The sequence below is a fragment of the Amycolatopsis sp. WAC 01376 genome, assembly GCF_003947415.1.
GTDB lineage: Bacteria > Actinomycetota > Actinomycetes > Mycobacteriales > Pseudonocardiaceae > Amycolatopsis.
Window position 1 is genome coordinate 190,989 of the sequence record NZ_QHKL01000001.1, and the last position, 15,154, is coordinate 206,142.

Annotated in this window: 14 protein-coding genes; 13 read left to right on the forward strand and 1 reads right to left on the reverse strand. The window is 68.2% G+C overall.

The window, feature by feature from the left end; translation table 11 throughout:
- Positions 1-64: 64 nt before the first annotated feature.
- Positions 65-931, reverse strand: coding sequence for a zinc metalloprotease HtpX (gene htpX / locus DMH03_RS01010; protein WP_125790139.1), 867 nt, complete (start codon positions 929-931; stop codon positions 65-67).
- Between the two features lie 135 nt (positions 932-1,066).
- On the opposite strand from htpX, the gene DMH03_RS01015 reads away from it, so the two are divergent.
- The 13 genes from DMH03_RS01015 (at position 1,067) to DMH03_RS01075 (ending at position 15,153) form a co-directional block, all read left to right on the forward strand.
- On the forward strand, positions 1,067-2,035 hold the full coding sequence (locus DMH03_RS01015; RefSeq protein WP_125790140.1) for a YncE family protein: 969 nt from the start codon (positions 1,067-1,069) through the stop codon (positions 2,033-2,035).
- Between the two features lie 125 nt (positions 2,036-2,160).
- Positions 2,161-3,348 carry a BtrH N-terminal domain-containing protein gene (locus DMH03_RS01020; protein WP_125790141.1) on the forward strand — a complete coding sequence of 396 codons (1,188 nt, stop codon included), beginning with the start codon at positions 2,161-2,163 and terminating at the stop codon, positions 3,346-3,348.
- A 63-nt stretch (positions 3,349-3,411) separates the two neighbouring features.
- Positions 3,412-3,873 carry a thioesterase family protein gene (locus DMH03_RS01025; protein WP_233611219.1) on the forward strand — a complete coding sequence of 154 codons (462 nt, stop codon included), beginning with the start codon at positions 3,412-3,414 and terminating at the stop codon, positions 3,871-3,873.
- A gap of 137 nt (positions 3,874-4,010) precedes the next feature.
- Complete coding sequence (locus DMH03_RS01030) at positions 4,011-5,936, forward strand: S8 family serine peptidase (RefSeq protein WP_125790143.1); 1,926 nt, start codon at positions 4,011-4,013, stop codon at positions 5,934-5,936.
- Between the two features lie 286 nt (positions 5,937-6,222).
- Complete coding sequence (locus DMH03_RS01035; protein WP_125790144.1) at positions 6,223-7,458, forward strand: class I SAM-dependent methyltransferase; 1,236 nt, start codon at positions 6,223-6,225, stop codon at positions 7,456-7,458.
- Entirely contained in the window at positions 7,455-8,243 is a 789-nt protein-coding gene (locus DMH03_RS01040) for a sugar phosphate nucleotidyltransferase (RefSeq protein ID WP_125790145.1), read from the forward strand. The genes DMH03_RS01035 and DMH03_RS01040 overlap by 4 nt, the downstream gene beginning before the upstream one ends.
- On the forward strand, positions 8,216-8,893 hold the full coding sequence (locus tag DMH03_RS01045; protein WP_370310621.1) for a PIG-L deacetylase family protein: 678 nt from the start codon (positions 8,216-8,218) through the stop codon (positions 8,891-8,893). Before DMH03_RS01040 ends, DMH03_RS01045 begins: the two co-directional genes overlap by 28 nt.
- Positions 8,894-8,898: 5 nt before the next feature.
- The gene (locus DMH03_RS01050) at positions 8,899-9,921 is read left to right on the forward strand and encodes an NAD(P)-dependent oxidoreductase (protein WP_125790146.1); all 1,023 of its coding nucleotides are present in this window, start codon (positions 8,899-8,901) and stop codon (positions 9,919-9,921) included.
- On the forward strand, positions 9,921-11,195 hold the full coding sequence (locus DMH03_RS01055) for a DUF4910 domain-containing protein (RefSeq protein ID WP_125790147.1): 1,275 nt from the start codon (positions 9,921-9,923) through the stop codon (positions 11,193-11,195). Before DMH03_RS01050 ends, DMH03_RS01055 begins: the two co-directional genes overlap by 1 nt.
- Before the next feature lie 7 nt (positions 11,196-11,202).
- The gene (locus DMH03_RS01060) at positions 11,203-12,477 is read left to right on the forward strand and encodes a hypothetical protein (RefSeq protein WP_125790148.1); all 1,275 of its coding nucleotides are present in this window, start codon (positions 11,203-11,205) and stop codon (positions 12,475-12,477) included.
- Entirely contained in the window at positions 12,474-13,424 is a 951-nt protein-coding gene (locus DMH03_RS01065; RefSeq protein ID WP_125790149.1) for a glycosyltransferase family 2 protein, read from the forward strand. The genes DMH03_RS01060 and DMH03_RS01065 overlap by 4 nt, the downstream gene beginning before the upstream one ends.
- Positions 13,421-14,608, forward strand: a complete 1,188-nt coding sequence (locus DMH03_RS01070) for a polysaccharide pyruvyl transferase family protein (protein ID WP_125790150.1) — start codon at positions 13,421-13,423, stop codon at positions 14,606-14,608. The genes DMH03_RS01065 and DMH03_RS01070 overlap by 4 nt, the downstream gene beginning before the upstream one ends.
- Positions 14,605-15,153, forward strand: coding sequence for a dTDP-4-dehydrorhamnose 3,5-epimerase family protein (locus DMH03_RS01075; RefSeq protein WP_125790151.1), 549 nt, complete (start codon positions 14,605-14,607; stop codon positions 15,151-15,153). Before DMH03_RS01070 ends, DMH03_RS01075 begins: the two co-directional genes overlap by 4 nt.
- Position 15,154: the final 1 nt, after the last annotated feature.

Sequence of the window (15,154 nt, forward strand, 5' to 3'; positions counted from 1 at the left end):
ATTAGGGGGCTAAACGCGCTCTGGCGGGGCGTCGCGTTTAGCGGGCTAATCGCGATCCGCCTGGTCAGAAGGGGCGCCGGGCCATCTCTTCGAGGCGCCGGATGCGTTCGTCCATCGGCGGGTGGGTCGAGAAGAGCTTCGAGAGGCCCTCGCCCGGCCGGAACGGGTTCGCGATCATGAGGTGCGACTGCGACACCAGCTTCGGCTCCGGCACGAGCGGCGCCGCGCGGGTTCCGTGGTCGAGTTTCCGCAGCGCGGAAGCCAGGCCGAGCGGGTCGCCGGTGAGTTCCGCGCCCGACGCGTCGGCCTGGAATTCCCGCGAGCGGCTCACCCCGAGCTTCACGATGGCGGCCGCGATCGGCCCGATCAGCACGAGGAGCAGACCGACCAAGGGGCTGTCGCCGTCTTCGCGGTTGCCGCCGCCGAAGATGCTCGTGAACATCGCGATGTTGGCGATCACGCTGATCACGCTCGCCAGCGCGCCCGCGACGCACGAGATGAGGATGTCGCGGTTGTAGACGTGGGACAGTTCGTGCCCGAGCACGGCCCGCAGTTCGCGCTCGTCGAGCAGGCCGAGGATGCCGGTGGTGCAGCACACCGCCGCGTGGCGGGGGCTGCGGCCGGTGGCGAAGGCGTTCGGGGCCTGGGTGGGGCTGACGTAGAGCCGCGGCATCGGCTGACGCGCCGTGGTCGCCAGCTCCCGCACGATCCGGTACATCGCCGGCTGCTCGGCCTCCGAAACCGCCCGTGCGCGCATGGCCCGCAGAGCCAGTTTGCCGGAGTTGAAGTAGGCGTACGCGTTCATCCCCAGCGCCACCAGCAGGCCGATGACCAGCGCACCCCGCCCGAAGAAGCCGCTGATCCCGACGATGATCGCGGACAGCACGCCGAGCAGGACGACGGTCTTCAGCCCGTTCTGGTGTTTGTGCACGACGTCCCGCTCCTTCCTTCTCCGGGGGTTGGGGGTTACTCATCGGAAACAACGCGATCGGGGGACGCGAAGTTCCTTCGCGTGCCCGGTTCGCGGGTTATCGTCGAACCCCGGAGCGATCATGGGGAGGCGCCTGTGCGAGGACCCGAACTGAGCCGCCGAGCCCTGTTCACGCTGGCCGCGGCCGGCGTTTCCACGGTCGCCCTGGCCCCGGCGGCCCGAGCGGAGAAAGTACTTCTCGTCGAGGTCGGAGGCACTCCGGAGGCTGTCGCGGTGAATTCCGTCACCGGCTTCGCGTACGTCTCGGACCCCTCCACCGGCACGATCGTGGTGCTCGATTCGCGCAGCGGCACCGTCGGCGACGTGATCCCGGTGGGCGGCGAGCCCGCCGGGCTGGCCGTGGACACGGCGACCAACCGGATCTTCGCCGCGAACCCGCCCGGCGGGACCGTCCTCGTCATCGACGGCCGGACCAACGACGTCGTCAGCGTGGTGCCTGCCGGCCCTGGAGCGTCCAGTGTCGACATCGACGAGCGGGCGAACCGCATCTACGCGGTCAGCGCGCTCACCGGGACGCTCGCCGTCCTCGACGGCGTCGGCTGCCGCCTGCTGGACCTCGTCCCCGGTCCCACGCGAGGGCTGTCGTCGACGGCGGTCGACAGCGGCCGCAAGCTCGCGTACTGCACCAGCACCGACACGGACTCGCTGGAGGTCTTCGACATCGGCGCGGGGAAGTTCATCGGCGGCATCCCGGTGGGCAAGTCACCGACCGGGGTCGCCGTGCACAGCGCGTCCGGGACGGTGTTCGTCGCGAATTCGGCGATCCATCATCTGTCCGTCGTGGACCCGGGCGCACGCAAGGAGAAGGCGACCGTGCTGTTGCGCTCGGAGTCTTCGTCGGTGGCGGTCCACGAAGGATCGAACACCGTGTACTCCAACGGAGGACCGAACGGCATCGCCAGGATCGACGGGGTGACGAGCCTGCTCACCGGCGACCTGTCACTCGGCGTGAACCCCGGCGCGGTCGCGATCGACCAGCGCACCAAGACGGTGTACGTGGCGGATCCCTTGCGCGGCAGGGTTTTCTTGATCAGGGACTTCTGAGGCCGGAGCGGGCTGGCGGGTTCGCGTGATCGGGCGGACGACACGCGTGACTGAATGGACGGCACGCGTGATCGGGCGGACGGCATCCTCACCACTCACGTGGCCGGAGCGGGCATGATGGCGGGGTGAGCGAGTACGAATTGCGTGGCGGGCCGCAGCCGGACGTGTCGGCCGTGGCCGCGGTACTGGCCCATCACGGTGTCGAAGGCCCGGACGGCAAGGCGCCCGGCGAGGCGCTGGTCTTCGCCGTGTCCGGCGGGATCGGGGCGGGCTACATCCTGTGGGACTTCGCGCACGAGACGATGTCGACCATCGTGTTCGGTTTCCGCGCGCGCTGGCAGTACCCGCACGAATGGCTCAAGTCCACTGTGGACCGTCTTGGGCTCGGCGCCGACTTCCACACCACCGGCGGCAAACGTGCCGCCGCGAAACGGCTCACCGCCGACCTCGAAGCGGGGCGGCCGGTCCTGGTGCTGCCCGACCGCGAGTCGCTCGGTTACTGGCATCTGCCGCCGGAGATGTCCGGCGGTGGCGGCCACTTCGTCGTCGCGTACGGCGAAGAGGACGGCCGGGTGCTCGTCGACGACCGGAATCTCGCCCGGCTGACGGTCGACCGGAAGACGTTCGACGCCGCGCGCGGCCGGGTCGGTTCGTACAAGAACCTGCTCGCGACGATCCGGCCCGGCGAGGTCCCGGACTGGCCGACGGCCGTGCGCGACGGGCTCACGGACTGCGCGCGGAACCTCTCGGCGCCGTCGAAGTCGTTCTCGCTGCCCGCGTGGGAACGCTGGGCGAAGGCGATGACCGACGAACGCGACCCCAAGGGCTGGCCGCGCGCTTTCGGCGAGCGGCGCGGGCTGGTCGGGGCGCTGTTCAACGTCTGGGAGAGCGTCACTCCGGCCGGGATGGAGGGCGGGCATCTGCGCGGGCTGTTCGCCGACGCACTCACCGAGGCCGCCGGTCTGCTCGAACTCCCCGCGCTGGCCGAACAGGCGCCGACCTGGCGCGGGATCGCCGAACAGTGGGCCGAACTGGCCGAGACGGCGGTTCCCGCGTCGAACGCGGAGTTCGCCTGGGTGCGCGGGCTGATCAGCACCGTCTCGGCCGGTGTCCGCGAGGGCGACGCGGGGCAGGACGCGGCCGCGGCCGCCGGCGCGGAGCTGTGGAAACTGCGCGCGCACCACAACGACGAGTCACCGTTCACCGAGGTCGAAGCACGCGAACTGTTCAGCACGATGGGCACGATGATCCGGGACATCCACACCGCCGAGACGGCCGCGATCCGCGAGCTCTCCGAAGCCCTGATGGAGTGAACCGGACCGGTGTCCGTTGCGCCGCGCGGCCGGAACAGCCCGCGATCGTTGAAGATCCACTTCGTGCACGCACATCCGCTCGGGACGACCAGTACGCGTCCCGCTCCCGAGATTCACCTTTACCGCCATCGCCTGCGTGTCACCGACCTGGACTACCTCGGCCACGTCGGGAACGTGCGGCTGCTGGACTACTTCCAGGAAGCCCAGGTCGCGATGCTCGACCCGCTGCGCGAGCGCGTCTTCCAGACGAAAGGGCCGACCTATCTGATCGCGAAACACAACGTCAGTTACGTGCGGCGGCTGACGTTCCGTGACAACCCGGTCGAGGTGGAGACCGTGGTCGGCCGGATCGGGACCTGTGACGTCGTGGTCAACAGCAGGCTGCGCGACGAACGGGCCGTCTACGCGCGGTGCCGCACGATCTGGGTCGCGTGCACCCTGCCCGACGGCGGCACACGACACCTCGACGAGGAGGAACGCGACCGACTGACGCGGTTCAGCGGCGCGATCGGCGAGCTCTCCTGAATCGACTTTTTAACCGTTTATGCTCCATTTCCCGTAATACCGGAAACGACTAAGCCGTTCAGCGGCTGATCATGACGGCTTTCGGCCGGTACCTTCGAAAGACCTCTCTCCCCTGCAGAGCTCCCCGGAGGTATTTCATGCCACGGCCGAAGTGTGTCCGCTTTCTCGCGCCCTTGGTCGGCGCGATGCTCTTGACCAGCGGGGTGGCCGTCGCCGCCCCTGACGGCGAAGACCCTCAATTCATCAGGCTGGCCAGCAGCACCTTCGATCCGCTCAGTCAGCGGACGGCGGCGAGCCAGGACTGGAAAGGCGCCTACCTTCTTCAGGTCCGGAGCGCGCTGACCGACGCACAGCGCGGGAAATTGCGTTCACTCGGCGTGCGAATCGGGACCTACATTCCCGATTTCGCCTACGTGGTGCGACTGAAGCCGGAGAAGCGCGAATCGGTGGCGAATTTGAATTTCGTCCGCTGGCTCGGTGAATACCGGCCTGCCGACAAGATGGAGATCTCGGCGGCCGCGGCCGGCAGTCACCTGGTGACGCTGGTCGAACCGGACGTGCGGGACCAGCGCGCGGTGGCCGAGCGGATCCTGCGGCTCGGCGGCGGCATCGAGGCGATTTCGCAGAGCGGGCAGCACATCGTCGCGAACCTCGGCTCCGGTCAGGCCGCCACTGTGGCGCAGGGGGCCGAGGTGCTCGCGGTCGGCGCGATCACCGCCCCCGAAACCGACATGGCCAACGCCAGGGAGAGCGGAGGCGCGAACTTCGTCGAGAGTGTCGGCGGCTACCGAGGCCAGGGCGTGCGCGGCGAGGTGATGGACGGCGGACTGCGGGTCACCCACCAGGAGTTCAAGGCGCGGCCGACGGTGATGCACGGCTCGAACTCGACCAGCACCAGCCACGGCACTTCGACGTACGGCCAGATCTTCGCGTCCGGCGTGAGCGCGCCGCAGCGTGGACTGCTGCCCGAGGGCCAAGGCATCTTCGCCACCTACAACAAGCCCGACCGCTACGCGCACACCAAGGAACTGGTCGACCCGGCCGGCAAGTATCGCGCGGTGTTCCAGAGCAACAGCTGGGGCGGCGGGCTGACGACGGCGTACAACTCGGTTTCGGCCGAGCTCGACAAGATCGTTTTCGACCACGACCTGCTGATCTGCCAGTCGCAGAGCAACGCGGGCACCCAGCAGTCGCGGCCGCAGGCCTGGTCGAAGAACGTGCTCTCGGTCGGCGGGCAGTACCACTACAACACGCTGGGCCGCACCGACGACAAGTGGAGCGGCGGCGCCAGCATCGGCCCGGCCGCCGACGGCCGGATCAAACCGGAACTGTCGAACTACTACGACCGGATCGACACGACGTCTTCCGGCAGTGACACCTCGTACACGACGTCGTTCGGCGGCACGAGCGGCGCGACGCCGATCACCTGTGGAAACGCCGGTCTGCTGTTCCAGATGTGGGCCGACGGCGTATTCGACGGCGGCCCCGGCAAGGGTCGCGACGTCTTCACCAGCCGCCCGCACGCCGCGACCGCGAAGGCGCTGCTGATCAACGGCGCCGACCAGTTCGCGTTCAGCGGCACCTCGCACGACATGACCAGGACACATCAGGGCTGGGGCACCGCGAACGTGCGGTACCTGCACGAACAGGCCAAGGCGAACGGGTGGAAACTGCCGGTGCTGGTCAACGAGACCGATCTGCTGGGCACCGGGCAGTCGAAGAAGTACACGGTCGCGGTGAACGGGACCAAGCAGTTCAAGGCGACGCTGGCCTACACCGACCCGGCGGGCTCGCCGAGCGCGTCGGTCACCAGGGTCAACGACCTGACGCTGAAGGTCACCGCGCCGAACGGGACGGTCTACTACGGCAACAACGGGCTGAAGGCGGGCAACTTCTCGACCGCGGGCGGCTCGCCGAACACCGTCGACACGGTGGAGAACGTCATCCTCGAAAAGCCGGCCGCGGGGACTTGGACGGTGGAGGTCGTGGCGACGCAGGTGAACGCCGACGGTCACCCGGAGACGACGGCGACGGACGCGGATTACGCGTTGGTGGTTTCTTGACGATGTGAGGGCCGCCGCTGGGCGCTTCTCGCGTGAAGGCCCCCTTCCCTCGGCTGAGCCGAGGGAAGGGGGCCTTCACGCGCTTCCGTATCGCATTCAGGTGACCAAACGCGGCGAGGAGCGTGAGCGGCATGCCCGCGCCCGGATGGCGGAGAGGTCTGCGCCGATGGCCGAGACGGCAGGTGTCGGTTGTGAGACGGAAGCGTGAGACAGCTGGAAGGCCTGTAACGAGGTGACCCGAGGTGCCGACGTCTGGGATACGTGACGCGAGCCAAGGAGCCTCTCGATGACCACCTGCCGACTCTGCGGCTCGGCCCATCTCGCCAGTGTCGTCGACCTCGGGGCCACACCGCCGTGCGAACGTTTCCTGACCGCCGAGCAGCTCCAGGAACCGGAGCCGACGTACCCTCTCCACCTGCTGGTCTGCACTGAATGCCGGCTCGCCCAGATCCCGCCGTTGATCACCCCGGAAGAGACATTCACCGAATACGCGTACTTCTCGTCGTATTCCGCCTCCTGGGTCGAACACGCCAAGACGTTCGTCGACGGCGCCGTCGAGCGGCTCGGGCTCGATGAGTCCTCGTTCGTCGTCGAGGTCGCCAGCAACGACGGCTATCTGCTCAAACATGTTGTGGCACAAAAGATCCGCTGTCTGGGCGTGGAACCTTCGGTGAACGTGGGCCAAGCCGCGCGTGACGCCGGGGTGCCGACGAAGACCGCCTTCCTCGGCCCCGAAAGCGGACGTGACGTCCGTGAGGAACACGGTCCGGCCGACCTCGTCGTGGCGAACAACGTTTACGCGCATATTCCGGACATCATCGGTTTCACGCACGGGCTCCGCGCGCTGGTCGCCGATGACGGCTGGGTCAGCATCGAGGTCCAGCATCTGCTGACGCTGATCCAGGAGAACCAGTACGACACGATCTACCACGAGCATTTCCAGTATTACACGGTCGAATCCGCGCGCCGGGCGCTCGCGCGCGGCGGTTTGTCCGTTGTGGACGTCGAACTCCTGCCGACGCACGGCGGTTCCATCCGGCTGTGGGCGCGTCCGGACGCCGTCGCGGGCGAGCCGAGCGAGCGGATGATGGAGGTCCTCGACGCCGAGAAGGCCGCGGGACTGCACGAAATGTCCGGCTACACCGAATTCTCCGAGCGGGTCACCAAGGTCCGGCTCGAGCTGAACAAGTTCCTCACCGACGCGGCGCTCGAAGGCAAGACCGTCGTCGGTTACGGCGCCCCCGGCAAGGGCAACACCCTGCTGAACCACTGCGGTATCCGGCCGGACGTGCTGCGGTACACCGTCGACCGCAATCCGTACAAGCACGGCCGGTTCACTCCCGGCACCCGGATCCCGATCCTCCCGCCGGAACGCATCGAGGCGGACCGGCCCGATTACGTACTCGTCCTTCCGTGGAATCTCCGGACGGAACTGACCGCCCAATTGTCCTATGTGGACGAATGGGGCGGGAAACTGGTCTTCCCCATCCCGCACCTGGAAATCGTCGAGGTGAAGTCGTGAAGGTAGTCCTCTTCTGCGGCGGCTACGGCATGCGGATGCGCAACGGTGACGCGTCCGACGTGCCCAAGCCGATGGCCATGGTCGGGCCGAGACCCCTGATCTGGCACGTGATGCGTTATTACGCGCATTTCGGCCACACCGAGTTCATTCTCTGCCTCGGCTACGGCGCGCACCACATCAAGGAGTTCTTCCTCAACTACCAGGAGACCGCCTCCAACGATTTCGTCCTGCGGGGCGGCAAGGCGGAACTGCTGTCGACCGACATCTCGGACTGGTCGATCTCGTTCGTGCAGACCGGTCTCGAATCGGCCATCGGCGAACGGCTGCGCCGGGTGCGTCCGCATCTCGACGGCGACGAGATGTTCCTCGCCAACTACGCCGACGTCCTCACCGACGCGCCGCTGCCGGAGATGATCGAGCGGTTCACGGCCTCCGACGCCGGCGCTTCGATGATGGTCGTGCCGCCGCAGTCGTCGTTCCACTGCGTCGAAATGGGTGAGGACGGCCGCATCGGCGCGCTGACCCCGGTCAGCGAGATGCCGCTGTGGGAGAACGGCGGGTACTTCGTGCTGCGCCAGGAGGTCTTCGACCACATCCCCGAGGGCGGCGACCTGGTGGCCGACGGCTGCGGCGAGCTCGCCAAGCAGGGCAAGCTGCTCGCGTACCCGTACCGCGGGTTCTGGAAGCCGACCGACACCGTCAAGGAGCGTGTCCAGCTGGACGACGCCTACGCGCACGGCGACCGTCCGTGGGCGTTGTGGGAACACGAACCGGCGCCGGCGTGATCGCACTCGGCACCGGCGGGATCCAGCGGCTCGTCGCGCTCGGCGCGCATTGTGACGACATCGCCATCGGGGCGGGCGGCACACTGCTGACGATCTGCGCCGCCAATCCGGGGGTCCGGGTGGACGCGCTCGTCCTTTCCGGCGGCGGCACCGACCGGGAGGCCGAGGAGCGGGCCGCGCTCGCGGCCTTCTGCCCGGGCGCCGACGTCGAGGTCACCGTGCTCAAACTGCCCGACGGCCGGCTCCCCGCGCACTGGGAAGAGGCCAAGAACGGGCTGGAGGACCTGCGCCGCCGCACCGACCCGGACCTCGTCCTCTCGCCGCGCACGGCCGACGCGCATCAGGATCACCGCGGCCTGGCGAAGCTGGTGCCGACGGTGTTCCGCACCCATCTCCAGCTGGAGTACGAGATCGTCAAATGGGACGGCGACCTCGGCAGACCCGCCGCGTACGTCGCGCTCTCCCCAGAGCTCGCCGAGCAGAAGGTCCGCCTGCTCCAGGAGCACTACGCCTCCCAGCGGCACCGGCCTTGGTACGACCGGGAAGCCTTTCTCGGCCTCGCCCGCATTCGCGGTATCGAATGCGGGCAGCGCTACGCCGAGGCCTTCGACCTCAAGAAACTGACGCTCGACCTCACTCCGAAAGGCTGAAAGCCATGCGTGTGCTGCTGACCGGGCACAAGGGTTACCTGGGCACGGTGATGGCCCCGGTGCTGGCCGCCGAAGGCCACGAGGTGATCGGCCTCGACTCCGGTCTCTACGACACCTGCGTGCTGGGCCCGAAGCCCGAAGATCCCGAAGGCTTCGAGGTCGACCTTCGTGACGTCACGGCCGAGCACGTGGCCGGGGTGGACGCGGTGATCCACCTCGCCGCGCTGTCCAACGATCCGCTCGGTTCACTGGCGCCGGACCTGACCTACGACATCAACCACCACGCTTCGGTCAAGCTCGCCAAGCTGGCGAAGGACGCCGGGGTCAAGCGGTACCTCTACGCCTCGACGTGCTCGGTCTACGGTGCCTCGGGCGGCGACGGCCTGGTCGACGAGGACGCGCCGCTGCGGCCCGTGACGCCGTACGCCGAATCGAAGGTGCGGGTCGAAGACGACGTCCAGGAACTCGCCGACGACGACTTCAGCCCGGTGTACATGCGCAACGCCACCGCGTTCGGTTTTTCGCCGCGGCTGCGCGGCGACATCGTGCTCAACAACCTGACCGCGCACGCCCACCTCTCCGGCGAGGTCCTGGTGCTCTCCGACGGCACACCGTGGCGGCCGCTGGTGCACGCCAAGGACATCGCGCGCGCGTTCGCGGCTGCGTTGGTGGCGCCCAAGGAAGCGATCCACGGCAAGGCGTTCAACATCGGCACCGAACGCAACAACGTGACCGTCGCCGAGATCGCCGAAGAGGTCGTCGAGGCCGTCCCCGGCTCCACGCTGCGGATCACCGGTGAAGCGGGCGCGGATCCGCGTTCGTACCGGGTCGACTTCTCCCGGTTCCGCGCGGCGATCCCCGGCTTCGACTGCGACTGGTCGGTCAAGGACGGCGCACTCGAACTGATCGAGGCCTACCGGACCCACGGCCTCACCGAACACGGCTTCCAGCGCCTGTTCACCCGGCTCGCGTGCTTGCAGGACCGCACCGCCGCCGGTGAACTCGACGACACCCTGCGGCGTCGCTGATGTCGCACCGGGACCTGGAGACGGGCGCCGACCTGGAGAAACTGGTCGAGCGCCTGTATCCGCTGTGCCGCAGCATCACCGGCGACGGCGTCCGCGCCACGCTGGAGATCGTCGGCGAGCACATCCCGCTGGAGATCCACGAAGTCCCGACCGGCACCCAGGTGCTGGACTGGACCGTGCCGCAGGAGTGGAACATCCGCGACGCGTACATCAAGGACGCCTCCGGCCGCCGCGTGGTCGACTTCCAGGAGTCGAACCTGCACGTCGTCGGCTACAGCGTCCCGGTGTCGCGGAAGATGCCGCTCGCCGAGCTGCGCGAACATCTGCACACCCTGCCGGACCAGCCGTCGTGGGTGCCGTACCGGACCAGCTACTACGCGCCGACGTGGGGTTTCTGCCTCGCGCAGGAAACCCTCGACGCGATGCCGGACGGCGAGTACGAGGTGCACATCGATTCCACTTTGGACGACGGTCACCTCACCTACGCCGAGCACGTCGTGCCGGGCGAGGTCGCCGACGAGGTGATCATCTCCTGCCACACCTGCCATCCGTCGCTGGCGAACGACAACGTCGCCGGAATCGCGATCGCGGCGGCGTTCGCGCAGACGCTGGAGAATCCGCACTACACGTACCGGTTCCTGTTCATGCCCGGCACGATCGGCGCGATCACCTGGCTCGCACGCAACACCGAACGCGTCGGCCGGATCAAGGCCGGGCTCGTGCTCGCTTGCGCGGGCGACCCAGGATCGTTGACGTACAAGCGAAGCCGCCGGGGCGACGCCGAGATCGACCGCGTGCTCGCGTACGTCCTCGCCGATCGCGCGCACGAGATCGTGGACTTCTCGCCGTACGGCTACGACGAACGCCAGTTCTGCTCCCCCGGCTTCAACCTCGGTGTCGGATCGCTGACGAGGACGCCGTACGCGGGTTATCCCGAATATCACACCTCGGCCGACAACCTCGATTTCGTCTCGACCGCGGCCATGGAGGAAACTCTTCAGACCCTGCGAGACACCTTCGCCGTCCTCGACCGCAACCGCAGCTACGTCAACCTCAGCCCGTACGGCGAGCCGCAGCTCGGCAAACGCGGGCTGTACGGCTCGCTCGGCGGGCGAAGCGACGCCAAAGAAGCCCAGATGGCCATGCTCTGGGTGCTCAACCTCTCGGACGGCGAGCACAGCCTGCTCGACGTCGCCGAGCGGTCCGGACTGCCGTTCGATTCCGTCGTCGCCGCCGCGAAGGCGCTGCACGATGCCGGATTGCTCAAGGATTGAAGGCCCCATGCGATCACTTCTGCGTTCCCCAGCCATCCGGGCGATGGCCGGACGGCTCAGCTGGGGCCTCGGCGACCAGGCCGTTTCCAGTATCACCAACTTCGTGGTCGGGCTGTTCGTGGCGCGCTCACTCGGCACATTCGCCTTCGGCATGTTCAGCCTCGCTTGGGTCAGCTACGGCGTGGTGCTCAACCTTTCGCGCGGGCTGACGACGGATCCGCTGATGGTGCGGTTCTCCGGGGTACCCACCGAGATCTGGCGGGCGGCGACCGCCAGGGCGACCGGCACGGCGCTCTCCGCGGGTGTCGTCGCCGGCGCGATCAGTGTGGTCGCCGGTCTCGTGGTGGGTGGCCCCATCGGCGGCGCGTTCGTCGCGCTCGGGATCGTCATCCCCACCTTGCTGCTTCAGGACGCCTGGCGGTTCACGTTCTTCGCGGCGGGGCACGGGAAGAAGGCGTTCGTCAACGACGTCGTCTGGGGCATCGCCCTGATCCCGGCGCTGTTCATCGCGCACCAATGGTTCGACACGGTCGTCGCGTTCATCCTGGCGTGGGGCCTGTCCGGGGCGGTCGCCGCCGGATACGGCTGCTTGCAGTCCGGCGTCCGGCCGGACCCGCGCGGCACGCTCGAATGGCTCAAACGGCACCGCGACCTCGGCGCCCGGTACGTGGTCGAGAACGTCAGCAACGCCGGTTCGACGCAACTTCGGATGTACGGGCTCGGCGCGATCGCCGGGCTGGCGAGTGTCGGCGCGGTACGCGGCGCCGAACTGCTGCTCGGCCCGTTCTTCGCCCTTCTGATGGGACTTTCCCTGGTCACGGTGGCCGAAAGCGCGCGGGTGCTCCAACGGGCCCCGCATCGCCTTCGCCACTTCTGCGCCGTTCTCGGCGCGGGCCAGGCGGTCGCGGCCCTGATCTGGGGTCTCGCCCTGCTTCTGGTACCCGACGACGCCGGCCGGTTCGTGCTCGGCGACGTCTGGGATCCCGCTTCGGAACTGATCCTCCCGGTGACCATCGGTATCGCCGCGGCCGGATTCAACACCGGGGCGGCCGCCGGACTGCGTGCGCTCGGCGCTGCGAAACGGAGCCTTCGCGCCCAGCTGATCAACTCCGCCGGCTATGTCGGCTTAGGGCTCATTGGCGCCTTCTTGGCCGGGGCGTCCGGATCCGCTTGGGGGGTCGCGTTGGCGATCACCAGCGGATCGGCGGTGTGGTGGCTCCAGCTGCACGCCGCTCTCAAGGAACACCTGACTTCGGAGAAGGAAGAGATGAGGACGTCATGAGCACCGCTCCTCCGCTGAGCATCGGGCTCCCGGTCTACAACGGCGAGGACTACCTCGCCGAATCGCTGGACGCACTCCTCGGCCAAAGCTACGAGGACTTCGAGCTGATCGTCTCGGACAACGCGTCCACGGACCGCACCGAAGAGATCAGCCGTGAGTACGCGAAGCTGGATTCCCGCGTCCGGTATGTGCGCCAACCGGTGAACATCGGCTGCGCGCCCAACCACAACTACTGCGTCGACGTCGCCCGCGGCGAGCTGTTCAAATGGGCCTCCGACGACGACCTCTACGCGCGTGACCTGCTGGAACGCTGTGTCGAGGCGCTCGACGAGCACCCCGAGTTCGTGCTCTCGCATTCGTGGACGGCGATGATCGACGAGAAGGCCGTCGTCACGCAGGCGCTGGAGTACCCCCTCAATACGGTTTCGCCGCACGCCGCGGAACGCTTCCGCAGCACGCTGTTCGCGCCCGGCGGGGACGACGACGGCGCGGTCATCCGCACCGAGGTGCTGCGCCGCGTCGCGCCGCTGGACAGCTACCACCACGCGGACCGCACGATCATCTCGGAACTGGCGCTGCACGGCCCGTTCCACCAGGTGCCGGACTGGCTGTACTTCCGCCGCGACCACCCGGGCCGCTCCGAACACGAGTACCCGACCGTGCGCAAGCGCGCCACCAACCTGGACCCGAAGCGCGCCGACAAGCTGCGTCACCCGATGATCCGGCTGCTCGGCGAGTACGTCCTCGGCTACGTCAACGCCATCCGCAACGCGCCGATCTCCGGCGCGGAGAAGCGCGAATGCTTCCGCTACCTGCGGCAATGGATGCTGAACCGGGCGGGGAACCCGGCCATGGGCCGGATGCCGGTGCAGGCCGAGGCCGAACTCGGTCCGCGCGAGGTGTCCGTGGCCTCGGTCGTCGCCGGCCAGGAGGGACGAGTCCCTTGAGCCCGCCCGTGAGAATCGGGCTGTTCGGACTCCTCGGATCAGGGAACCTCGGCAACGACGGTTCCTTCGAGGCGGTTCTCGGGTATTTGCGGACGGAGCATCCGGACGCCGCGCTCAGCGTGATGTGCGGCGGTCCGGAAATCGTCGCGTCGCGCTACGACCTCGAGACGACCGCGTTGAACTGGTACCAGGGCGAGTACCGGACGGCTGCGGGACCGGTGTCCATCGCCATGAAGGGCTTCGGCAAACTCGTCGACATCTTCCGCACGGCGGCGTGGGTGCGGCGCCAGGACGTGGTGATCGTGCCGGGGATGGGTGTCCTCGAATCCACGCTTCCCTTGCGCCCTTGGGGTTTCCCGTACGCCTTGCTGCTGCTGTCGGCGTCCGGGCGGCTGGTCGGCACCAAGGTCGCGCTGGTGAGCGTCGGCGCCAACGTGAGCGGCCACCGCGTCACCCGGTCGATCATCGGCCGGGCCGCGCGGCTGGCGACGTTCCGGTCCTACCGGGACGAACCGTCACGGGAAGCGATGCGCACGATGGGTGTCGACGTCACGAACGACCGCGTCTACCCCGATCTCGCCTTCGCCCTCTCCGCGCGGACGGACCCGGTGCTGCCCCGCTCCGTCGGGGTCGGCGTGATGGCCTATCACGGCGGGAACGACGACAGGGCCCGTGCCGACGAGATCTACGAGTCCTATGTGGACAAGATGACCCGGTTCGTCGCCAGGCTGATCGCCGACGGCAGGCCGGTGCGGTTGTTCATCGGCGACCGGGCCGACACGCAGGTCGTCGACGAGATCATGCGGGAACTGGAATCCCCGCTGATCACCGCCGCCGAAACGTCCACTTTGGACGATGTGCAGCGGGCGATGTCGGCGGTCGAGATCGTCGTCGCCACCCGGTACCACAACGTCCTGTGCGCGCTGAAGCTGGCGAAACCGACGCTGTCCGTCGGGTACGCCCGCAAGAACGACGTCCTCATGACCACGATGGGGCTCGGGGAGTTCTGCCAGTCCGCCAAGGAGATCGACTTCGACGCGCTGGTCCGCCAGTTCGCCGAACTCGAGTCGCGGGCGGGCGAACTGACCGAGATCGTCGCGAAACGAGGCGCGGAGCAGACACGGCTGCTGGAGCAGCAGTTCGCCGAACTGTCGGCCGCCCTCCTGCCGATGGGAGTCCGATGAAAGCGATCCCGGTGCCCGCCATCGCGGGCGCGTACCTGTTCGAGCCGACGCCGCACGCCGACGAACGCGGCTTCTTCAGCCGCACGTTCGACGCCGACGTCGTCCGGTCGGCGGGGATCGACCCGAACGGGTTCCTCCAGGACAGCGTTTCGCGGTCCCGCAAGGGAGTGCTGCGCGGGATGCACCTGCGTTCGGGTCTCGGCGAGGCGAAGCTGGTCCGGTGCTCGTGGGGCGCCGTCTTCGACGTCGTCGTCGACCTGAGGCCGGATTCGCCGACGTACCTCGGCAAGGAGACGTTCGAACTGTCCGGGGAGACCCAGGTCTCGCTGTACATCCCGGCGGGGTGCGCGCACGGGTTCCAGGCGCTCACCGAGTACGCCGACGTCTCCTACCGGATCGACCGCGCGCACGACCCGGCCGAGGACGTCGCGATCGCCCACGACGACCCGGAACTGGCGATCCCGTGGCCGCTTCCGGCGGCGCTGATGTCGGAGCGGGACCGGTCCGCGCTCCCGCTTTCCGCTGTCCTACAGAACACGAGGTGAG

Excerpts from the sequence above, each read along its gene's own strand:
- DMH03_RS01030 (WP_125790143.1), top strand. The coding sequence starts at position 4,011 with ATGCCACGGCCGAAGTGTGTCCGCTTTCTCGCGCCCTTGGTCGGCGCG.
- DMH03_RS01035 (WP_125790144.1), top strand. The coding sequence starts at position 6,223 with ATGACCACCTGCCGACTCTGCGGCTCGGCCCATCTCGCCAGTGTCGTC.
- DMH03_RS01050 (WP_125790146.1), top strand. The coding sequence starts at position 8,899 with ATGCGTGTGCTGCTGACCGGGCACAAGGGTTACCTGGGCACGGTGATG.
- DMH03_RS01055 (WP_125790147.1), top strand. The coding sequence starts at position 9,921 with ATGTCGCACCGGGACCTGGAGACGGGCGCCGACCTGGAGAAACTGGTC.
- DMH03_RS01060 (WP_125790148.1), top strand. The coding sequence starts at position 11,203 with ATGCGATCACTTCTGCGTTCCCCAGCCATCCGGGCGATGGCCGGACGG.
- DMH03_RS01065 (WP_125790149.1), top strand. The coding sequence starts at position 12,474 with ATGAGCACCGCTCCTCCGCTGAGCATCGGGCTCCCGGTCTACAACGGC.
- DMH03_RS01075 (WP_125790151.1), top strand. The coding sequence starts at position 14,605 with ATGAAAGCGATCCCGGTGCCCGCCATCGCGGGCGCGTACCTGTTCGAG.